Origin of the sequence: Streptomyces sp. NPDC020917, from assembly GCF_044333795.1 — a bacterium.
Lineage (GTDB): Bacteria > Actinomycetota > Actinomycetes > Streptomycetales > Streptomycetaceae > Actinacidiphila.
In genome coordinates, this window is the sequence record NZ_JBIRRR010000023.1 from 134,008 (window position 1) to 155,456 (window position 21,449).

At 70.7% G+C, this 21,449-nt stretch carries 17 protein-coding genes; 11 read left to right on the forward strand and 6 right to left on the reverse strand.

The annotated features are described in order from the left end of the window. Nucleotides 1–353 precede the first annotated feature (353 nt). Genes ACH4TG_RS34800 through ACH4TG_RS34815 form a run of 4 tightly spaced genes read left to right on the forward strand, consistent with a single transcriptional unit; the run spans nt 354 to nt 5,519 of the window. Complete coding sequence (locus ACH4TG_RS34800) at nt 354–1,601, forward strand: ABC transporter substrate-binding protein (RefSeq protein ID WP_398246650.1); 1,248 nt, start codon at nt 354–356, stop codon at nt 1,599–1,601. Continuing rightward, on the forward strand, nt 1,580–2,539 hold the full coding sequence (locus ACH4TG_RS34805; RefSeq protein ID WP_398246651.1) for a carbohydrate ABC transporter permease: 960 nt from the start codon (nt 1,580–1,582) through the stop codon (nt 2,537–2,539). The genes ACH4TG_RS34800 and ACH4TG_RS34805 overlap by 22 nt, the downstream gene beginning before the upstream one ends. Nucleotides 2,540–2,548: 9 nt before the next feature. Then, nucleotides 2,549–3,469 (forward strand): carbohydrate ABC transporter permease, encoded by a 921-nt coding sequence (locus tag ACH4TG_RS34810; protein WP_398246652.1) that lies wholly within the window; start codon nt 2,549–2,551, stop codon nt 3,467–3,469. Nucleotides 3,470–3,518: 49 nt separating this feature from the next. Continuing rightward, nucleotides 3,519–5,519 (forward strand): right-handed parallel beta-helix repeat-containing protein, encoded by a 2,001-nt coding sequence (locus ACH4TG_RS34815; protein ID WP_398246653.1) that lies wholly within the window; start codon nt 3,519–3,521, stop codon nt 5,517–5,519. Between the two features lie 70 nt (nt 5,520–5,589). On the opposite strand, the gene ACH4TG_RS34820 is transcribed toward ACH4TG_RS34815, so the two are convergent. Both ACH4TG_RS34820 and ACH4TG_RS34825 read right to left on the reverse strand, forming a co-directional pair. After that, a complete protein-coding gene (locus tag ACH4TG_RS34820; protein WP_398246654.1) occupies nt 5,590–6,333 on the reverse strand; it encodes a GntR family transcriptional regulator in 744 nt (247 codons plus the stop codon). 99 nt (nt 6,334–6,432) lie between these two features. Further along, complete coding sequence (locus ACH4TG_RS34825) at nt 6,433–7,254, reverse strand: amidohydrolase family protein (RefSeq protein WP_398246655.1); 822 nt, start codon at nt 7,252–7,254, stop codon at nt 6,433–6,435. Between the two features lie 160 nt (nt 7,255–7,414). Between ACH4TG_RS34825 and ACH4TG_RS34830 the strand changes: the two genes are divergently transcribed. Both ACH4TG_RS34830 and ACH4TG_RS34835 read left to right on the forward strand, forming a co-directional pair. Then, a complete protein-coding gene (locus ACH4TG_RS34830) occupies nt 7,415–9,313 on the forward strand; it encodes a hypothetical protein (protein WP_398246656.1) in 1,899 nt (632 codons plus the stop codon). Further along, nucleotides 9,310–10,278, forward strand: a complete 969-nt coding sequence (locus ACH4TG_RS34835) for an aldo/keto reductase (RefSeq protein WP_398246657.1) — start codon at nt 9,310–9,312, stop codon at nt 10,276–10,278. The genes ACH4TG_RS34830 and ACH4TG_RS34835 overlap by 4 nt, the downstream gene beginning before the upstream one ends. Nucleotides 10,279–10,333: 55 nt before the next feature. On the opposite strand, the gene ACH4TG_RS34840 is transcribed toward ACH4TG_RS34835, so the two are convergent. Next, a complete protein-coding gene (locus tag ACH4TG_RS34840; RefSeq protein ID WP_398246658.1) occupies nt 10,334–11,293 on the reverse strand; it encodes an alpha/beta hydrolase family protein in 960 nt (319 codons plus the stop codon). Between the two features lie 183 nt (nt 11,294–11,476). Between ACH4TG_RS34840 and ACH4TG_RS34845 the strand changes: the two genes are divergently transcribed. Beyond that, nucleotides 11,477–11,857 (forward strand): MerR family transcriptional regulator, encoded by a 381-nt coding sequence (locus ACH4TG_RS34845; protein ID WP_398246659.1) that lies wholly within the window; start codon nt 11,477–11,479, stop codon nt 11,855–11,857. 141 nt (nt 11,858–11,998) lie between these two features. Continuing rightward, a complete protein-coding gene (locus ACH4TG_RS34850; protein WP_398246660.1) occupies nt 11,999–12,319 on the forward strand; it encodes a GYD domain-containing protein in 321 nt (106 codons plus the stop codon). A 138-nt stretch (nt 12,320–12,457) separates the two neighbouring features. Here ACH4TG_RS34850 and ACH4TG_RS34855 read toward each other — a convergent pair whose 3' ends face one another. Then, nucleotides 12,458–12,790 carry a hypothetical protein gene (locus tag ACH4TG_RS34855; RefSeq protein ID WP_398246661.1) on the reverse strand — a complete coding sequence of 111 codons (333 nt, stop codon included), beginning with the start codon at nt 12,788–12,790 and terminating at the stop codon, nt 12,458–12,460. Between the two features lie 1,013 nt (nt 12,791–13,803). On the opposite strand from ACH4TG_RS34855, the gene ACH4TG_RS34860 reads away from it, so the two are divergent. Further along, entirely contained in the window at nt 13,804–14,817 is a 1,014-nt protein-coding gene (locus ACH4TG_RS34860) for a methyltransferase (RefSeq protein WP_398246662.1), read from the forward strand. A 144-nt stretch (nt 14,818–14,961) separates the two neighbouring features. Here ACH4TG_RS34860 and ACH4TG_RS34865 read toward each other — a convergent pair whose 3' ends face one another. Together ACH4TG_RS34865 and ACH4TG_RS34870 are read right to left on the reverse strand one after the other, a co-directional pair. Continuing rightward, nucleotides 14,962–17,343: a chitobiase/beta-hexosaminidase C-terminal domain-containing protein gene (locus ACH4TG_RS34865; RefSeq protein ID WP_398246663.1), complete on the reverse strand. Its 2,382-nt coding sequence runs from the start codon at nt 17,341–17,343 to the stop codon at nt 14,962–14,964. A gap of 298 nt (nt 17,344–17,641) precedes the next feature. Beyond that, nucleotides 17,642–18,712: a glycoside hydrolase family 43 protein gene (locus ACH4TG_RS34870; RefSeq protein WP_398246664.1), complete on the reverse strand. Its 1,071-nt coding sequence runs from the start codon at nt 18,710–18,712 to the stop codon at nt 17,642–17,644. 308 nt (nt 18,713–19,020) lie between these two features. Here ACH4TG_RS34870 and ACH4TG_RS34875 point away from each other — a divergent pair, with 308 nt between their 5' ends. Together ACH4TG_RS34875 and ACH4TG_RS34880 are read left to right on the forward strand one after the other, a co-directional pair. Further along, complete coding sequence (locus ACH4TG_RS34875; RefSeq protein WP_398246665.1) at nt 19,021–19,524, forward strand: anthrone oxygenase family protein; 504 nt, start codon at nt 19,021–19,023, stop codon at nt 19,522–19,524. A 208-nt stretch (nt 19,525–19,732) separates the two neighbouring features. After that, nucleotides 19,733–21,406: an esterase-like activity of phytase family protein gene (locus ACH4TG_RS34880; RefSeq protein WP_398246666.1), complete on the forward strand. Its 1,674-nt coding sequence runs from the start codon at nt 19,733–19,735 to the stop codon at nt 21,404–21,406. Nucleotides 21,407–21,449 lie beyond the last annotated feature (43 nt).

Sequence of the window (21,449 nt, forward strand, 5' to 3'; positions counted from 1 at the left end):
ACTCTTGAACATGCGGGGCGGCACACCTAGCATCATTAATCGATAGACGATAATTCTTGGAGGTGAAGGTCCATGCGACTCCACCAGGGACGGTGGACCGGCGCCTCGCGGCCGTGCGGTCCGGACCTGACACCGGCACCGCACCCCATGCCGGCCGGGCGGTTACGACGGACGGCGCCTCCCTGGCCGCAGTGACGACCACCGCCCGCCGGACGACGGGCGGTGGTCCCACGGGAAGCGCCGATCAGCGCTTCCCGCAGTAAGCGATCAAGCCGTCGACACGACGAACCCGCCGAAGTCCTGTGCGATCTCGGCTGTCCGTGTTCCTGACTACGCAACGGAGCGTGTCCCGAATGAGAAAGATCTGGCGCCGCACCTGCGCTTTCGCCGCGGCCCCGCTGGTAATGGCATCGGCCGCGGCCTGTGGCGGCGGCGATTCCGGGAGTTCGGCCGGGGGCACGACCCTCCGCGTCATCGTCAACATCACGCCGAACCTCACCGAGCAGTACTGGAACACCCTTTTCGACACGTACGAGAAGGCGCACCCCGGCACGACGATCAAGCTGGAGCTGACCGGCACGATCTCGGCGAACGCGAAGCTGACGCAGGACCTCGCCGCGGGCGATCCTCCGGACATCGCCCAGCAGATCACGCCGACCGCGGAGGACGCGGACCTCTACACCGACCTCACCGACCAGCCCTGGACGGCGAAGACCCCGCTGGCCGACCAGTACGCGATCAACGGCAAGCGGTACCTGGTCGGCGTGGGCGAGCAGATACAGTCGCTGGTCTTCTACAACAAGGCCGCGTTCACCAAGGCCGGTGTGGACGCGACGGGCATCAAGACGCTGGCCCAGTTCACCGACGCGATGGCCAAGCTGAAGTCCGCGGGCTACACCCCGCTGCAGACGGCCGGCCAGTGGGTGACGGGCGCCCAGTTCTCGATGATGGCCGACGCCGGCGTCATGACCGCCGACCCCGACTGGACGGTCAAGCGCAAGGACGGCAAGGTCACCTTCGCGGACAGCGGTTACGCCTCCTACCTCCAGCAGTACAAGAGCTGGATCGACGCGGGCTACCTGAAGAAGAGCGCGCTGGGCCTGACCTACCCGGACGGCCAGACGGACTTCCTGAACGGCAAGTCGGCGATGTACATCATGGGGTCGTACTTCGTGCCCGCCGCGGACCAGGCCAAGAAGAGCGACGGGATCGGCGTGTTCACCATGCCGACCGACGGCGCCTACCCGTCCGGCCAGTTCGGCAACATCTCCGACCCGTACGTCGTGGTCAACCGCTCCAAGCACAAGGCGGCGGCGATCGACTTCGTGAAGTGGCTGGTCACCGACCCCGCGGCGGTCAAGAGCCAGCTCGCCGCCGACGGCAACCTGCGGCAGGGCTTCACCTACCCGATGTCCAGCCTCGGCACCGCGGTGCAGCAGATCCTGGACAAGGCGCCCTCGGTGATCGTCAAGGCGGGCCCGCACCAGCCGATCGCCGGCTACAGCGACCAGCTCAACACGACGATCCAGTCGCTGTTCTCGGGTACGTCCGCATCGAGCGCGGCGTCCGGATTGGACAAGTGGTGGAACTCGCAGAACTGACTCGGCGGGGGCAGCGCTCCGGCGCTGCCCCCCGCCCGGGGCGGCCCGCGCCGAGCCGCCGGGCCACCCGGGTGCGGGAGGGCGCCGTCACCGTGGCGATGATGGGCCCGGCGGTGGTGCTCTACACGGTGCTGACCGTCGTACCGGTCGGCGTCGCGATCTATCTGAGCCTGACGAACTGGAACGGCTTCTCCTCCGCCGACTTCATCGGCCTGGACAACTACCGGCACCTGTTCGACGACCCCAACTCCACCAAGTCCTGGTACGTGACGGCGCTCATCGCCGCCATCGGCACCGTGTGCGAGGTCGGGCTGGGCCTGGTGTACGCGCTGATCCTCAAGGGGCGTTCGCGCGGCAACTCGTTCTTCCGTGCCGTGGCGTACTTCCCGCACGTGATCAGCGCGCTGATCCTCGGCTACCTGTGGGCGGCGATCCTCGGCACCAACGGCGCCATCAACAACACGCTGGGCAAGTTCGGCGTCGGACCCGTCGGGTTCCTCTTCGACGAGAACATGGCGCTGTACTCGCTGATCGGCGTGATCGTGTGGGCCGGGTTCGGCTTCAACGTGGTGCTGTTCGTGGCGGCGCTGCAGACGGTGCCGGCCGAACTGCTGGAGGCCGCCGCGATCGACGGCGCGAACCGGCGGCAGACCAACCTGCGGGTGGTCATCCCGATGATCGCGCCGGTGGTGACCATCGCGACGGTGCTGAACCTCGTCGGGCTGATCCGCGCCTACGACATCGTCGTCAGCCTCACCGGCGGCGGGCCGGCCGGGTCGACCCAGACGTTCTCGTACCTCATTCTGGCCCGCTCCTTCGAGAGCACCAAGGTCGGTTACGCGACCGCCCAGGCGGTGTTCCTGATGGTCGTGTCGGCCGTACTGGCCCTCGCGGTGACGGCACTGCGCAACCGCCAAGATCAAGCTGCGACAGGTTAGGAGGCGGTGATGGCCGTGCTGGAGGCGGATCCCAGGGAAAAGAAGGCGATGAGCGTCAGGACATCGGCCGCCGCGGGCGGCCCCTCGCTGGCGGAGCGGCGGGAGGCGCGCTCCCCGGTGCGCTGGGTGCTGCTGACCGTGCTGTTCGTGGTCATGGTCGTGCCCCTGTACCTGCTGGTGGTCAACAGTTTCAAGTCGCAGGACGACATCCTCAACAACCCGTTCTCGCTGGTGCCGGGCCGGCTGACGTTCTCGCACCTGTCGGCGGCGATCCACAGCCCGCAGTACAACGTCATCGGCGGCTACGGGTTCACCCTGTTCCTCGTCGTGGCCGTGGACGTGCTGTGCATCGCGTTCGCCGGCCCGGCCGCGTACGCGATCGCGCGGAGCATGAAGCGGCGCACCCAGCTGGTGATGCTGTACTTCCTCGCCGGCACCTTCATCCCGGGCGCGGCGGTGATCATCCCGGTGATCTACGTGCTGCGCGACCTCGGGCTCGCCAACACCGTCACCGGCCTGATCGCGCACGACGTGGCCTCGACGCTGCCGGTGAGCATCTTCCTGTTCGTCGGCTTCATCCGCACCATCCCGGTGGACATCGACCAGGCGGCGACCATCGACGGCGCGGGCCGGTACCGGACCTTCTGGACCATCATCTTCCCGCTGATGCGTCCCGCGGTGGTGACCGTGCTGATCCTCAACTCCATCGGGATCTGGAACGACTTCATCAGCCCGCAGATCCTGCTGAGCCCGTCGTCCGGGCACTACACGGTGACGACGGCGATCTACGCCGGGATCAGCCAGTACTCGACCGACATGACGAAGGTCTTCCCCAACCTGCTGCTCGCGGTGGCGCCCGTCGTCATCTTCTTCCTCTACATGCAGCGCCACATCATCAGCGGTCTCACCGTCGGTGCGGTCAAGGGATAGCCCCGCCCCGCCGGTTCCCATTTCTCAGGTCAGGAGAAAGGACAGTGGAATGCTGAACAGATCGCAGGCACGGACGAGGCGGGGCCTGCTGTCCGCGGCGACCGCCGCGGTCGCCGCCTTGTCCGTGGTCGCGGCCGCCCCCGCGGGCAGCGCCCACGGCCACAAGCACGGAGCCGAGGGCGCCAGGACCTACTACGTCTCGCCGTCCGGCAAGGACGTCTTCGACGGGCTCAGCGCCGCCAAGCCGTTCCAGCACCTCCAGAAGTGCGCCGACGTGATGGTCGCGGGCGACACCTGCGAGATCATGTCCGGCACCTATCCGGAGACGGTCGTACCGGCGCACTCGGGCAGCTCGGGCCTTCCGATCACCTACCGCGCGGCCCCGGGCGCGCAGGTGACGATCAGCGGCGCGTCCGCTCTCACCGGCTGGACGCAGGTGACCGGCGCCGACGTCACGGCGATCGCCGCGAGCGACCCCTACGCGACCGACTCGCCGTTCAGTGCCGCGGTCGGCGCGGGCCACGTCTGGAGCACCGACGCCGACCTCGGCGGCGACCCGACCACGGTGCAGGTGTTCACGGACAAGGCGATGGACATCGAGGCGCAGTGGCCCTACCCGGGCCTCGACCTGCTGAACCCGGCGATCGAGCACGCCGGCGCGGGCAGCGCGGACGCCACCATCGCCGACCCGGCCCTGACCCGTCCCGCCGGGTACTGGAACGGCGCGCGGGCCCTGACCGGCTACTGGTACGTGTCGGCCACCACCACCGTGGCGAGCTCCGACACCGGCTCGGTGACGCTGTCCGCCGCCCCGCCGTGCGTCCACAAGGTCGTGCCGACCGACACCCGCTACGCGCTGTCCGGCAAGATCGGCGAACTGGCCAACCCCGGCGAGTGGTTCTACGACGCCGCGGCGCACCGCCTGTACGTGTACAGCGAGGACAGCCCGGCGCAGCACACCGTCGAGGCGAAGACCCGGCAGCTCGCGTTCGACCTGACGAACGCCTCGTACACCTCGGTCGTCGGGATCGGCCTGTTCGCCTCGACGATCACGACGGGAGCGGCCAGCACCCACGACACCCTGGACTCGCTGACCGGCAGCTACCTGTCGCACTACACCGACATCACGCGCGGCACCACGGACTGCGGCTCCAGCGTGACCCGCGGCGTCTCCGACACCGGCATCGTCCTGAACGGGACGGACAACAGGATCGTCGGCAGCGACCTGTCGCTGAGCGCGGGCAACGGCATCGCGCTGGCCGGGCAGAACAACACCGCCACCGACAACATCATCCACGACGTGGACTACATGGGCACCTACGCGGCGGGCATCGCCGTCATGGGCAACTCCCAGACGGTCATGAACAACACGATCTACCGGGTCGGCCGCAGCGGCATCAACCTGCAGTGGGGCACGAACGCCGGGCTCACCCCGGACAAGGACCGGATCGCGTACAACGACATCTCCCAGTACGCGCGGCTCAGCCTGGACACCGCCGGCATCTACACCTGCTGCGGCGCCGACATGATGGGCACCTCCGTCGACCACAACCTGCTCCACGACGGCACGCCGACCCCGGGGGTCACGGCGTTCGCGGTCGCCGGCGTCTACGCGGACAACGGCCAGAGCAACCTGGTGATCGCGGACAACGTCGGCTGGAACAACATCCAGGGCACGGTGATGCTGAACGGCCTGGGGACCGGCTCGCACGACAACGGCGTGTACAACAACACCGGCGGCATGACGCTCTTCTACGTCAAGGGACCCGACCAGTCGACCGGGACGAAGATCTACAACAACATCGGTGAGATCAAGGGCGCGGACGGTGCCACCGCCGGCGGGCTGGTGATGTCCAACAACCTCGATCCCACGCTGGATCCGCTGTTCGTGGACGCGGCGCACCGCGACTACCGGCTGACCGAGGCGTCGCCCGCCCGCAGCCAGGCGATCCCGCTGCCGGGCGTCAACGACGGTTCGACGGACGCGGTCCCGAGCCTCGGCGCCTACCAGTACGGGGCTCCGAAGTGGACGGCCGGTGCCCGCAGGTAGCAGCTCAACCACGTGTGCCCGAGCCGGAGTTCCGGCTCGGGCACACGGTGCTGGGCGGCGGCGGACGCCGTCAGCCCTGGTCCTGCCCGCGGGCGGGGGCGGGCTTGGCCGGCTTCTTCGCCGCGCGCCCGTCGGGCACCGGGCCGCGCCCGGCGGCGTGGTCGGCGAACGCCTCGGCGGCCAGGTCGCCGTCACCGCCGCGCAGCAGGCCCACCAGGCGGCCGTGCTCGTCGGCCATGGCGTGCCAGTCGCCCTCGAACAGCGGGTCGGCGATGGCGCGCAGGGTCCGCAGGCTCGGCTCGATGACCTCCCACATGCGGGCCAGGAACGGGTTGCCGGCGCTCTGGCTGATCAGGGTGTGGAACTCGATGTCGGCGTCGCGGAACCGGCTGACGTCGTTGGTGGCGACCGCGTCGTGCATCTGCGCGACCAGGCCGTCGAGTTCCTGCAACTGCTGCTCGGTGATGTGCTCGGTGGCCAGTTGCGCGGCCAGCCGCTCCAGCGGCTCGCGCACCTGGCGGGCGTACTCGGCGTCCTGGGAGGAGATCTCCACGACGAAGTGGCCGCGCCGCGGCACGTGCATCAGGAGGCCCTCACGGGCCAGTTGCTTGACCGCCTCGCGCACCGGAGCCTGGCTGACCCCCAGCCGCCGGGCGATCTCGGACTCGACCACGCGGTCGTTCGGCCCGAGTTCGCCGTCGACGATGGACTGGCGGAGGAGCCCGTACACCTGGTCGGAGATCAGGGTCTTACGGAACCGGTCCTTGTTGGTGGCGAGCGTGGAGACGAACTCAGCCGACGCGTTCGATGCCATGACTCCCAATCCTGCTCTGTGGGGTGGTTCGCTCTATGGTACGCATTTTTATCGTCTATCGATAGATAGACTCATCGAAGCCGGACGCACCGGGGGCTGTCAACCGCGCAGACCGTACACGCGTACGGCCGTCGTGTGCAGGACATCCTCCTGCCTTTCCGGGGACAGATGGGCCAGTCCGAGCCTGGCGGACTCCAGCGAGCGGGACCGGGAGCCGCGCGGCAGGCAGATCGGCCAGTCCGAGCCGACCAGGCAGCGGTCCGGGCCGAAGGCGTCCACCACTTGCCGGACCAGCCGCGCGACCCCGTCCGCCGGCACGCCGTGCTGCTGGGTGAGCAGTCCGGAGATTTTCACGTTCACGTTGGGCAGTGTGGCCGCGGATTCCATGTCCCTGTGCCAACCTCCCAGGTTTTCTCGAAGGTTGGGTGGGTTTCCGAGATGGTCGACGACCACGGTCAGCGCAGGGTGGCGGGCCGCCACGTCGGCCGCCGCGCGCAGCGCCCGCTCGCCCAGGTTGAGTTCGAGCACCGTGCCGGTGTCCGCCAGCACCGGGATGAGGGCCCGGGCGGCCGCCGGGGTGTCCGCCCAGGCCCGGCCGCCCATGCGCAGGCCGTTGGGCCGGGTGTCGCCCCACGCGTGCAGCAGCTCACGGAAGCGGTCAGGACCCGCGTCGCCGTGCACGTGCAGGTTCGCCACGTACCCGGCGACCAGATCCGGTCGGCGCAGCCGCAGTGCGCGCAGGTCGAGGGTCTCGCCGGCGTCGCCGCGCGACGCCTCGACCAGGACCGTCCCGGTCACGCCGGTCCCCTCCCCCGCCACCGCCAGGTCCTCGATCGTGAACGGCCGGTGGTGCGCGGAACCCGGCCGGATCCAGGGGAACCCCCGGCCCGGATCCCACAGGTGGGCATGGCAGTCGATCACGGCGAACTCCCTCTCCACGGCACGTGACGGCTCTTGACACAGCTGTCCTTGCCATGAAGGCTAGCAATCGGTAATCGATGGGCGATTGTGAAGGGTCGGGTGTGTTCCCGATGCTCGGGGTTGAACGAATCGACGGCGGGTCCACGGCGGGGGCCGGCCGATGACGGCCGCCGGCTCCGCCCGCGCACCGGAGCTGACCGCCACCCGCCGGATCACCGGGGTCCCCCGATGGGCGGCACTGGAAAGGGAGTTGTTCGCCCTCCAGGACAAGGCGTGGCGTGTCTTCGCCGACCGCTACACCGAGGGCGACGGTCGCCTCGTCTTCCGCGACACGCTGGGGGAGGGCCTGGACGACCGTGACGGCGTCGACGACTTCTACGAGCCGTTCTTCAACTGGCCCACGCTGTACCTGCTCGGCGGCAGCACCGACCTGCTCGCCGCCGCGCGGCGGCACTGGCGCGGGGTGACCCGGCAGCTCACCGAGATGGGCCTGGTCGTGGACGGCCTGGAGCGCGGCTACGACTGGTTCCACCAGGGCGAGGGCATGCTGCTCTTCTACGGCCTGTGCCTCGCCGACCCGGGCGATGCCGAACTGCGGGAACTCGCCTGCCGGTTCGCCGACGTCTACCTGCCCGGCGGCCCCAACTACGACCCCGAGCACCGGGTCGTCCGGGCGCCGCACACCGGTACCGGCGGCCCGCGCCCCGGATTCAGCGACCACGACACCTACTTCCCGTGGAGCCTGGCGCTCCGGCCCTACGGCCTCCCGCTGGACTGGGGCACCGGGGTCACCTCCTTCGACGAGCTGGCGGACTCGCCGGAGCGGGCGCGTGCCTACGGGCAGGTGATGTGGGACCGGATGGGGCGCGGCGACACGCTCGTCAACGTGGCGTCGACGACGCTCGCCACCAACGCCTGGCTGCTGGGCGGCGACCGGCGGTACGCGGACTGGGTGGCCGAGTACGTCGGCGCCTGGCAGGAGCGGATGGCCGGCCACGAGGTCGTCCCCGACAACGCCGGTCTCGGCGGCGAGGTGGGCGAGTACCTGGAAGGCCGCTGGTACGGCGGGCACTACGGCTGGTCGTGGCCGCACGGGCTGTCGTCGGTCGCCTCGGCGGCGATCGTCGGAGCGGTCAACGCCGCCCTGGTGACCGGCGACCACGGTTACCTGGAGCTGGCCCGCAACCCGCTGGACGCGGTGCTGCGCCACGCCGAGCAGCGCACCGCCGGCGAGATGGGCACCCTCGGCAGGCGCTGGCGCCCGCACCTGAGCACGATCCCGGGTGAGCGCACCCTGATGGTGCCGCAGCGGTACAACGACTCCGGCTGGTTCGACTTCACCATCATGCCGACCCAACTCCCCCTTTCGCTGTGGCACTTCAGCCGGGACGCGGGGGACGCGGAACGCGTGGAGCGGCTGCGGGAGGGCTCCCGCTGGGACTGGGCGGCCGTCCACACCCAGCGCACCAAGGACGAGTGCGGCCACGAGGAGCCCTGGCACGAGTACCTCAACGGGCGCAACGCCGCCTTCCCCGAGCAGATGCTCGCCAGCGCCCTCGCGGTGTGCGCCGAGCGGGTCGAGGCGATCGAGAACGACGACGTGGACCCGGCCGTCGGCCCCGACGCCCTGGGCATCCACCACTGGCAGAACCTCAACCCGGTGGTCACCGAGGCGCTGCTCCAGCTGACCACCGGCTCCCCGCAGGTGCTCTACAACGGCGGCCTGGCCCAGCTGCACGTGCGCTACCACGACGCCGACAAGCAGCGGCCCGGACTGCCCCCGGACGTCGCCGCGCTGGTGTCCGACATCCGCCCGGAGAACACCGTGGTGGAACTGGTCAACCTCGGCACCGCGCCGCGCACGGTCGTCCTGCAGGCGGGCTCGTTCGCCGAGCACCTGCTGCACACGGTGCGCGCCGACGACGGCCCCGCGCAGCAGGTCGAGGGCCGGTACTGCACGGTCCGGCTGCCCGGCGGCACGCGCGTGCGGCTGACCCTGACCATGACGTTGCGCGGCGGCGAGCCGACCCGCCACTCCCCGTGGGAGGTACCCCAGTGACCGTGCCCCTGGCGCCCAGGACCGCGCCGCGGCTGCCGTTCGGGCTGCCGCCGCTCGGGATCGGCACCGCCCCGCTGGGCGGGCTGTTCGAGGAGGTGGCCGAGCAGGACGCGGCGGCGACACTCCGGGCCGCGGCCGCGGCCGGCATCACCTACTTCGACACCGCGCCGCGCTACGGCCACGGCCAGGCCGAGGACCGGCTGGGCCGGCTGCTGGAGCCGGCCGGGATCACCCGGCCGGTGATCTCCACCAAGACCGGCTGGCTGCTGCGGCCGAGGGCGGACGGCTCCGGCACCGACGTGGTCCCCGACTGGACCGAGCGCGGCATCCGCAGTTCGCTGGAGTCGAGCCTGGAACGCCTCGGGCGCTCCTTCGTGGACATCCTCTACCTGCACGACGCGGACGCCTTCGCGGACGAGGTCCGCGCCACCGCGTACCAGGCCGTGCGGCGGCTGCGGGACGAGGGCCTGGTCAAGGCGATCGGGTTCGGCATGAACCACAGCGCGCCGCTCGCCGCGTACGTCGCCGCGTACGAGGTGGACGTCGTCCTGATCGCGGGCCGCTTCTCCCTGCTCGACCACGACGCGATGGGCACGCTGCTGCCGCTGTGCGCGAAGAACGGCACCGCGGTGGTCGTGGGCGGGGTCTTCAACACCGGTCTGCTCGCGGACCCGTCGTCCGACGCCATGTTCAACTACCGCCCGGTGCCCGCCCAGGACCTGGCCCGCGCCCGCAAGTGCCAGTCCGTCTGCGAGGAGTTCGGGGTGCCGCTGCCGGCGGCGGCGGTCCAGTTCCCCTTCCTGCACCCCGCCGTCACCTCCGTCGTCCTCGGCTGCCGGTCGGCCGCCGAGGTGACAGCCAACGCCGAGGCGGCCCGGCTGCCCCTCCCCGACGAGCTGTGGCACCGGCTCGCCGAAGAGGGCTTCGTCCCGGCGGAGTTGCTGGAGGAGCGCGCCGGGGGGTGAGCGATGGGACGCGGGGCGCGGGCGGGGTGGGTGCGGGCGGGACCGGTGCGGGTGGTCACTTCGATTCCAGCCGTCCCAGCGGGTGGGTGTCGCCGGCGAGGACGGTCCGCGCCCGTTCCCAGTCGGCGCGGTCGACGCCGGTCACCTGGCGCAGGTAGGCGAGGGTGACCTGCTGGACGAGGGCGACGCGGCCGGGGCTCTCGTCGGTGGTCTCCGCGGCCTCGTAGCCGGAGATGCCGCCGAGGAAGTGCCGGCCGCCGCGGACCGTCAGCAGGCTCTTGCCGCCACCGGCGAGGGTGTAGGGGTCGGTCGTCCAGGACGGCCCCCGGGTGGACAGCGGGAGTTCGTCCTCGTCGCCGGCGACGACGAGCCCGGGTGCGGTGATGCGGGAGAAGTCCTGGTCGCGCAGCCACGGAAGGTTCTCGCGGGCGAAGGGCGTCAGCTCGTCGCCGCCCCTGCCCGCGGTGGCCAGCTGGATGCTGGCCGTGACCCGGGGGTCGGAGAGGTCCTCCGCGGTGCCGGTGGCCGGGTCCGTGACGCGCAGCCCCACGAGGATGCCCGCGGTCTGGCCGCCGAAGGAGTGCCCGGCGGCGACGACGCGGCCGCGGTCCACCCGGCCGGCCAGCCCCGGCACGGACGCCTCCAGGGTGCCGAGCGCGTCGAGGATCCGCGTCATGTCCCGCACGCGGTGGCGCCACAGGTGGGGTCGGCGGGGATCGTCCGCGGCCAGGCCGAGGCGCTGGGAGTCCAGGTGGGTGGCCTGGACCACCACGAAGCCGTGGGAGGCCCAGTGGTCGACCAGCGGTGCGTAGCCGTCCAGGTGGGAGCCGAACCCGTGCGCGAACAGCACGAGCGGCAGGTCGGTGCCGGTGAGCGGGGCGGTGACGCGGACGGGCAGGTCCTCCCTGTGGTCGCTCTGGTCGCTGCGCTGCGGTGCGGGGAGTACGACGGGTTTGACCGAGACGGTCGGGGTGGACGCGGGGCCGGTGAGGCCGGTCGCCTCGTACATGGTCATGAGCGGGCTTCTTCCAGGTGCGGGGGGTGGGGTCGGGCCGGCTCCTTCGAGCCCGCGCGCACCAGGGGACGAAACGGGAGGAAGTCTCCCGATGGGGCGCACGCCGGTTACGCTAAAACCTGACGTTGACGTCAGAGGCAAGTCGCGTGACGGATGTCGCACGCAGACCCCGCGGGAGAAGAGATGCGCGTCGGAGAGCTCGCCGCCCGGACCGGCGTCAGTGTGCGGGCCCTGCGCTACTACGAGGAACAGCACCTGCTCAGCGCCGGGCGCAGCCCCAGCGGCCAGCGCCACTACCCCGAGAGCGCGGTCGACCGGGTCCTGCTGATCCAGCAGCTGTACGCCGCCGGGCTGTCCAGCAGGACGATCGTCGACCTGCTGCCGTGCGTCGTCGACGGCCGCGCCACCCCCGAGCTCCTCCGGCGGCTGGCGGCGGAGCGCGAGCACGTCGACCGGCGCATCGCCGACCTCGTGCAGGCCAGGGCCCGGCTCGACTCGGTCATCACCGGCGCCACCGGCAACCTGCGCACCGGCACGTCCTGCCGCCGGGAGACCACCGCCTGAGCCCGCCCGTCCGGCGCCGCGCACGGCTCACCCGCCCGGCGGCCGACCGCTCGCCCGCCGCGGGGCCCGGGACGAGGCTGGTGGCCAGCGCGGGAAGCCCGCGGGACCGCCGCGCGCAGCCGCGGGAAGGAGCGTCACGGGATGCCCAAGTACCTCATCCAGGCCAGCTACACCCCCGAGGGCACCAGGGGTCTGCTGAAGGAGGGCGGCACCGGGCGCCGGAGGGCCGTGGACGAGGTCGTGTCCGGCCTCGGCGGCACCGTCGAGGCGATGTACTTCGCCTTCGGCGAGGACGACCTGGCGATGATCGTCGACTTCCCCGACGCCACCTCCATGGCCGCGGTGAGCCTCATCGTCAAGGCCAGCGGCGCCCTCCACTCCAGGGCCACCCCCCTCCTCACCCTCGACGAGATCGACGCGGCCACCCGCATGCAGGTCTCCTTCCGCCCACCCAAGGCGTAGCCGGCAGCACATCGACCCCCGATTCCGCCGGACTCGACGGGGCCGGCCGCCGCCCAGGAGAGCGGGCTCACCCGTCGACGACGATCAGGGACCCGTCCGAGGTGCACGGACCCCATCCCGGGCTCCGGCGCGGGCGGGCTAGGGGGTGAAGGCCGGGCCGAGGCCGTGGAGGGTGGGGGGCAGGGTGTGGGCGCCCTCGACGACGGCTTCGACGTCGAAGGTGAAGCGGTGGGTGGGCGGGTAGCCGATGAGGGCGGCGGCGCGGTTGGGCGGGAGATCGGGGGGCGGGGCCGTCTCCCACAGCATCGCGGCCCCCCAGCGGTTGCGCTCCCGGTCGGCGATCCAGAACTTCAGCCGCAGGCCCTCGACTTCGGCCCACTGGTCGACGGTGCCGTCCCGCAGGTGGTCCCGCAGCGAGTCGATGGTCGCGGTGGAGCGGTCCAGGTCCCACCAGGCGATGTCAACGCGCATGGCCCCGCGCCCCCAGGCCGTTGACGTAGCGCCGGTCCGCGCCGCCGAGGGCCGTCCCGGCCCGGGCATCGTTGTCGGGGTGCGCCTCCGTTGCGGGCTCCCCGGCGCTCCATGCGGCGAACCCGCCGTCCCCGCCGATCATCCGGGATGCGCCCGCCGCCGCGCACCCGCGGGCACTCTGGCGGCACCGCCCGGCAAGACCGCGTACCGGGCGGCCGGGGGCATCGGAAAAGCGCTGGTGGCGGGTACGCCGGTCGTCCCGGTCATCGGAGGACCCTTTCTCGCCGTGAACACGGAGAAGCACTCGAAAGCTGCGGTCGGCTCGGGTTGCGCCCTGTGCGCGAGGCAATTGCCGCGCACAAGAAAAGGGTTCGGCTCCTCGGCGCCGAAAGACTGCGTCGTCCGTTCACTCGGCTCCGGCGATACCGGCACCCGAACACCGATGCCACCAGCAGACCCGACCGACTCTAACGACGGCCGACTCGGAGCGTCCAGCAGCTCCCACCGTTTCCACAATCGGAACCCGACCGGAATCAGGCGTACTTGACGCCATTTGCCGGCGCCGGGCGCAGCGCCGCCACCTGCGAGGTCGCGGGACGAAGAAGGCGGCGTCGCAGGGCGGGGCGCGACGCCCGGCTACCCGGCAATTGGCCGAAACAGCAAAGGGATCCCTTTCCACTGGCCGAAACAATATCCTCCGGTGGAGCCATAGTCGATGACCGCTCGACCGGTTCCGGCGGACCCCGACGGCGGCCAGGATGGCGTCAATGGCGGGCTTGACGGCGGGGACTTCCCTCGGCTCCAATTACGGAAGGCCAAAACCCGGGATCCCACTCCTCTTCCGGCGCAGCGCACCAGGAAATCCGACCCGATCGTTGACCGTTGAAAAGTACAGGCGTGAAACACGTGCCCTGCACGGTGAATTGCGCGGGCACCGCCCCTGAATTCGCCGAGAACATCGACCGAGACGGCGTCCTCACCCGAGCGAGTGCCGTCCGCCAGGAGGTTCCGCAGTGAAGACCGACCTGAAGGCCGCCCGGGAGGCCGTCGAGCTGATCACGGGCGGCTGGCGGGCGCAGTGCCTGCACACCGCGCTCAAGATGGGGATCCCGGACCACCTCGCGGCCGGCCGCACCACCGACCGCGCGCTCGCGGAGGCGACCGGCGCCCAGCAGGAGGGTGTCCACCGGCTGATGCGGCTGCTGGTCGCGATGGGCGTGTTCGACGGCGACGGGGAGTCCGGCTACGGCAACACCGCGCTGAGTAGCGTGCTGCTCGACGAGCCGGACTCGCTGCGGAACATGTGCCTGCTGTACGGCGAGGAGTTCTACACCGCGTGGGGGCACGCGCACCAGGCGATCACCACGCTGACCGCGGGCTTCGAGATCGCCTACGGCGAGCCGCTGTACCGCTACCTCAGCCACGACGAGGACGTGAACGCGCGGTTCCAGCGCGCGATGAAGGCCGGCAACCTGTTCTTCGACCACGTCCCGGAGGTCGTCGACTTCGCGGGCAGGTCGTTCGCCGACATCGGCGGCGGCATCGGCCAGTTGACCGCCGCGATCCTGGCCGCGGTGCCGGACGCGCACGGCACCCTGCTCGACCGCGAGCACGTCGTGCCGGTCGCGGCGGAGAACCTCGCCGCCACAGTGGGCCTGGACCGCGTCGAACTGGTCGGCGGCGACATGTTCGCGGCGGTGCCGCAGGGCAGGGACGTCTACCTGCTGTGCCGGGTGCTCGCGGGGTGGAGCGACGACGCGGTCGTCGGCGTCTTCGAGAACTGCCGCAAGGCGATGGCCGACGCGTCCTCGCGGCTGGTCGTCCTGGAGCGCGTGGTCGTGGACGAGGACCCTACCGTGCTGCCCGCGCTGTGGGACCTGCACCTGCTCATGACCAACGGCGGCCGCCACCGCACCCTCGAACGGTTCACGGCGCTCCTCGACCGGGCCGGGCTGGACGTGGAACGCGTCGCCGACCTGCCCGCCGAGACGACCGCGCTCATCGCGGCGCCGCGCACCGAGGGCTGACCGCCGGCCCCACGAACACCGCTGCCACATGTCCCTGGCTGTTCGGCTGCGACGCGCCGGAGGAGCTGGTCACAGTGACGGCCGCGGGCCCCACCGGTGTTCCGGTGGGGCCCGCGGATGTCAGGCGAGTCGTTCAGCGACCCGTCAGGGGAAGGACACCACGTTGCTCGGCGTGGTGTTGGACGCGGTGACCGCGCCGGTGTCGTTGATGACGTGGGTGATGGTGCCCACCCCGCCCAGCGACACGGTCAGCACGTCGTGGAACTTCACACCCGCGGTGTTGGGCACCTCGAACGCGTGGTAGTTGTTCACGGACGGGTTGACGTTGAAGTAGCAGTAGCTGCCCAGTCCCCAGGCCTCATGGCTGGTGACGTTGGCGCCGACCTTGTAGGCCGCGTAGCCGTTGACCCCCGAAGGGTTCATCCAGGCGGCCTGGTTGGGCGGGTCGTACGGGTTCTCGTTCTGGAAGAAGATCGTCCGGCCGCCCTGGCCGTTCCACACCACCTCGTACTTCTGGTAGTGCTCGACGAACAGGCCGTCGGCCAGGACGTTGGCGCCGTTGACGGTCAGGCCGGTGTCGGCGGTGTTGGTGGTCCAGCCGACCGTCCCGGAGTTGCCGTGGTCGGCGCGCCAGGCCCAGATGTGGTCGATGATCGTGTCGCTGCTGTTCACGACCAGGCTCTGGGTGGCCTTGCCGGCGATCTCCCCGCCGATCCGGAAGAACACGTCCTGGATGGTGGTGGGGTTGGCGGCGTGGCTCGCGGACGAGCCGGACGGCCCGACGGTCAGCAGGGCCTGGGAGTTGGTGGTGCCGGCGTCGAACAGCAGGCCCTTGATCCGGACGCCGTCCACGTCGGCGACCTGCATCGCGTTGACGCCGTTGTCCGGCACGAAGGTCGGGTAACCGATGCCCAGGACCACCGTGTTGGCCTTGGTGATGTTGAGCGTCTGGTTCAGGTGGTACACGCCCGGCGTGACGAACAGGTTGCAGCCCTGGGCCAGGGCGTTGTTGATGGTGGCCGCGGTGTCACCGGCCTTCACCACGTAGAACTGGCTCATCGGCAGCGAGCTGCCGGGGGTGCTGCCGCCGGCCCAGCTCGGCCCGGAGGCGTTGGTGCGCAGGCTCGGCAGGAACACGTGGTACTTGCCGGAGCTGTCGATGTACAGGTACGGGACGTCGCGGGAGACCGGGGTGGTGCCCAGGGTGGTCTCCGGCGGGCTCGGGAAGGTGTTCGCCGGGGCGCCGTTCACACCCGAGAAGACCATGTTCCACACGCCGCCCGCCCAGCTCCCCAGGGTGCTGTCGCGGGTGTACCACTGCTGCTGCGACACCGACGACGCCTGGCCGCTGACCTTGCTGTCGGCGATGTAGCCGCCGCTGGCGTAGCCGTAACTCGCCGGGTAGAGCGCCAGGTTGCCGTGCACGTCGATGCGGCGGAACGGCGCGGCCTGGGCGACCGCCCAGCGGTCGGTGCCGCTGGAGGGGTTGATGGCGAGGTTCTCGGCCGAACGCCAGAAGTTCTGCGTGGCGTTGCCCGCGTCCGAGGCGTTGAAGGCGTCGACGGTGACGTCGCCGTTGATCGTGACGTCGTCCGGGTTCTGGCCGAGGCCGGCCACCGAGGTGTAGAAGCCGACGTTGTCTTCGACGTTGTAGGTGCCGGGCTTGAACAGGTCGGCCACCCGGTTCTCGCTGAACTGGGCGGTCTGGGTGTCCTTCATCTGGTTGAACTGGGCGTCCAGCTGGGACTGGATGGCCGCGTTGCCCATCGACGGGTCGAAGACGTGGACGTTCGAGCCGAAGTCGGGGGTGTCGGACTGCGCCGGGCAGGAGCCCGCGGTGCTGCCGATGGTGTACGTGGCGCTGGCCACGGCCGAGTCGGTGGACCCGGACTTCACGGCGATCGCCTTGAGCGTGGTGGTGCTGCTGACGGTGATTGCGCTGCCGTACGTCGTGGAGGAGGCGGTCGGCGTGGAGCCGTCGGTCGTGTAGTGGATCGCCGCGCCCGAGGTGGCGTCGGAGATCGTCACCGACTGGGCGGAGGTGTAACTGCCGCCGCCCGGACTGAAGGTGGGGGTCGCCACGGTCCCGGGCGGCGTGGTGGTCCCGCCGCCCTGCGTGTACGTGAACCACGGGCTGTCGTACTGCGGGCCGCCCTTGGTGTACGTGAACGAGTAGCTCAGCACGTTGCCGCTCGACAGGCCGCCGACGGTGTACTGCCAGGCCGAACCGGCCGCCGTCATCTGCACGTTCTGCTGGTTCGTGTTGTTCACCAGGTAGTGGATGATCACGTACGACGAGGCCGAGGTCGGTGTGAAGGTGACCTGCGCCTGGGTGCTGCTCGTCTGGCTGACGCTCTGGGTGTAGTCCGTGGAGTCCGCGGAGGCGGTCCCGACCGTCTCGGACAGGCCCAGCAGCCCGCCGAGCAGCAGGGCCAGAGCGCCGAGCGCGGCGACGGCACGCCGCCGCCGTCCTCCGGCCGCCCGCGGCGCGGGCCCGGAGCGGTTCTCGGTGAGGGATGTACGCATGAAGTGGGGGGTCCTTTCACCCGAGTTCACGAAGTGAACGCCGGGTCGGCGCGGATTGTGGGGGCAGATCGCGCACTTCTCCTTGGTTTCTGTTTTCACTCTCCTCTCGCGACCTCTGAATCTTTTTCAGAGAACGCTCTCAATCTACGGATCAGGGGCTCCCCGATCCGTATGGCAGTGTCAAGGCCCCCCGCCCGACCGTCAAGAAGTCGCGCGCGATTCGGTGTTCGGACGCGACTGACCCTGCGCCGCCGGGGGGCGGGGCAGGGTCAGGGTCGCGCAGGGGTGGAACCGCGGCTTACTCGAAGAACTTCAGGCTGAAGCCGGTGTTGGTGGTGGCGCCGGGGACGTTGGCCCGGGAGTACGTGGTGTTGCCCCACCAGCAGAAGCTGCCGGTGAACCAGTAGCGCGCGGACCAGGAGTAGGGGGTCCCCTTGGGGACCGCGGTGAACATCAGCGGGAACTTCGGGCCGGCCGGCGGGCTGGTGTTGATGTCACCGTTGAGCAGCACGAAGCTGTGGCTGCCGGGACCGTCGACGTAGAGGGTGGGGTCCCACCCCTTCATCATCGTGGCGGCGTGCGACCCGAACAGGCAGCCGTTCGACTTGTACCAATCCCAGACGTACGTCGGGTCGCCGCCGGCCCGCAGCCGCAGGTCGGCCATGCAGTACTGGTCGCTCCAGCTGCCGTTGGCCGAATAGACGATGTGCAGCTGGCCGTTGGGGTCCTTGATCGCGGCCGGCGCCTCGTTGATGTAGGGGTTGCCGACCACGCGCTCCCAGCTCTCGCGCGGCTGCGAGATGATGTAGCGCGCGCCGGTCGGCGTGGTCGGGTTGCTCATCCGGGCCAGGTAGAGGTTCTGCTCGACGTTGGTGTCGCCCGCCCAGCCGGACCAGACGAACCAGCGCTGGCCCTTGAAGGTGAACATGTTGCCGTCGATCGCCCACTTGCCGTCCGGCAGGGCCAGCTGCTTCTCGGCCCCGTACCCGCTGTTCGCGGTGGCGGAGCTGATCACGTACATCCGGTGGGCCGCGCCGGCGCCGGCCGTGAAGTAGATGTAGTAGCGGCCGCTGTCGACCACGATCTCCGGTGCCCACACCTCGCTGCGGCCGCTGGGGTTCGTCCACACCTTCTTGGCGGTGGCCGCGCCGAGCGCACTCGGCGACGACGCCTCCCGGACGGCGATGCCGCCGCCGGAGGTCTCCGCCGAGATGTAGGTGCTGCCGACCCGGATCACGCTCGGGTCGGCGTTGTGGATGGTGGTCTGGGATGCCTGGGCGGGCGCGGGGCACAGCAGCGACAGCACGGCGGCCAGGGCACCGCACACGGTGACGGCCAGGGCGCCGTTGAGACTTCGCAGGAGCTTCATCGTCCCGTTTCCATGGTCGGCCTCCGCTTCGACGCCGGGCCGGCAGTGGGCGGAACCGGCTGACGACGTCCGGTCAGATCGCATCGGAGGGGGATTCTTGGCGTCTGACCGTCGGAACTCCTCCGATTCCACTGCTTCCGCACAGAAGTCAACAACGGCGGAAGCACGTTCCGGCAGGATCGCGCAGAGGTATGAACATGTCAATGAGGCGGGAGTGACGGCTGGAGCGGCGCGCCGCCGCCGGAGCCGCCCCTTCCTCCTGGCATCGGGCAGCCGGAGAGGACAGAGTCCCACCAGGAGGTGCCAGGGTGACGAACGCGGCGAACACGACGAAGGCGACAGGGGCGGACGGCACGCGATGGGTGCGGACCGCCCGGTACGCGAGCCTGCTGGGCTGCGCGATCCTGGCCGGGATCGCCGTCACCGTGCTCGTCCTCGAGCTGGCGTTCCGGCGGCTGACCGGCCCGGAGTACGTCCGCGTCCGGCAGGCCGAGTTCGCCTTCCTCACCTGGTACATCGGGGTCGTCACCGTGCTGACCCTGGTCGCCGTGGCGGCGCTCGTCCGCCACGCGCACCGCGCACACGGCCCGGCGCTGCGGCCGGCGGCCGTCGCCCTCGCCCTGCTCCTGCTCGCCCTGGCGATCTCCCTCGCCGTCAACGGCCCCATCAACGTCGAGCAGACGGGCTGGCACGCGCAGGCTCCCCCCGCGGACTGGGCGCGGATCCGCGACCGCTGGCAGATCGCGCACGCCGTGCGGACCGCCGCGATCCTGGCGGCGCTGGGCTTCCTCAGCACGGCGGTCCTGGAGTGAGCGGCAACCTCTCGCGCTACAGGCCGGCTGACGGGGGCTCACGGTTGCGCCCGGCCGGAGGAGGGCGCCACCCGGCCGGGTTGCCCGCCGCCCCGCACCTTCGCAACTCCGTGCGGTGCGGGCGCCGTTCGGCGTTCTGCCGCGGCGGGAACCGAGGGTTCATCCGGTGTCGCCGGGGAGTTCATCGCGGACCGCCACATTCGGGGGTATGTCTTCCAGACCCCTGACTCGCAAGCGCGTCCGGATCGCCGTGGCGATCGCCGCCACGTTCGCCGTGGTGGGCGCGGGGACGGCCACCGCCCAGTCCGGCGGCCGCACGTCCACCCCGTCGCACGACTTCCGGGCCTCCGCCGACACGTTCTCCGGCCACGGCACGGTGAAGGGCGACGTGCTGCGGAACGACTCCGGCGCGACCGCGGTCGTCCGGCACACCGACCCGTCCCACGGGACGGCGACGGTCAACGCGGACGGCACGTTCACGTACACCCCGAGCACCGGCTTCACGGGCACGGACACGTTCACGTACACGACGACCGACGCGGTGCAGCTGTTCCGGGACACCCGCGTGAACGGCAAGCCGCTCGCGCCGCTCGCCCAGGTCCCGGGCCCCGGGGGCACCACCACCGCCCTGTCCGGTGAGGGCTACGGCTCCTCGCTGACCCCGGTGCCGAACCGTCCCGGCTCCTTCTACGGACTGACCGACCGCGGCCCCAACGCCGACGCCCCCGACGGCAACAAGTCCGAGATGCTGCTCGGCTTCACCCCGCAGATCGGCGAGTTCAGGCTGGTCGGCGGCAAGGCCGAGCTGGTCGGGAAGGTCCTGCTGAAGGGCCCGAAGAGCCTCGGCGGCGTGCCGTACAGCGGCCGCCCGCCGCACGACACCAGCGAGGTCATCGACGACGTCGCCGCCACCAACGCCAACGGCGGCACCCCGGTGCCGGTGTCCAAGGACCCGTACGGCTACGACTCCGAGGGCCTGGTGGCGCTGCCCGACGGCACGTTCTGGGTGTCGGACGAGTACGGCCCGTACCTCACGCACTTCGACGCCGACGGCTACGAGCTGGGCCGGCTGACCCCGTACAGGGACAGCCCGGACAACGCGTTCCACAAGATCGTCGGGTACCTGCCGTCCGAACTGGCCTACCGCGCCAAGAACAAGGGCATGGAGGGCCTGACGGTCACCCCCGACGGCTCCACGCTCGTCGGCGTCATGCAGTCCGCGCTCCAGCAGCCGGACCTCGGCAGCACCAAGGCCGGCAACGTCGCGCCGACCCGCATCGTCACGATCGACCTGCGGACGTTCGCCACCAAGCAGTACCTGTACCTGCTGGACGACCCGAGCCTCACCGGTGACGCCAACAGCGAGATCACGGCGCTCTCCGGCACCCGGTTCCTGGTCGACGAACGCGACGGCAACTTCGAGCCGTCCGCCCGCAAGACCCTCTACGCGGTCGACATCGCCGGCGCCACCGACGTGAGCGGCCTGACCATCGGCGGCATGTCGCCCGAGGCGTTCGTCGGCAAGGCCGGCACCGACGCGGCGCGCACCGCGCTGACGTCCGCCGGCGTCACCGTCGCGCAGAAGCAGCCGTACCTCAGCGTCGGCGCGCTGGTGACCCAACTCGACCCCAGCGGCTCGTTCTTCGCGCACGACAAGGTCGAGGGTGTGGCCACCGCGGACGGCGGCCGGACGCTCTACCTGTCCAACGACGACGACTTCGGCATCGACACCATCGCCGTCGACCCCGACGGGACGTGGACCGTCCACCGGAAGGTCATCCCGTCCACGGGGCAGAGCGACAGCGGCGAGATCCTCAAGGTCGACACCACCAGGCTGCCGGCGGTCCTCAAGACCGTCACGGTGACGATCCACGTGCACTGACGCGCCGTCCGGGCCCGCCCACCCCCTCCTGCCGGGCGGGCCC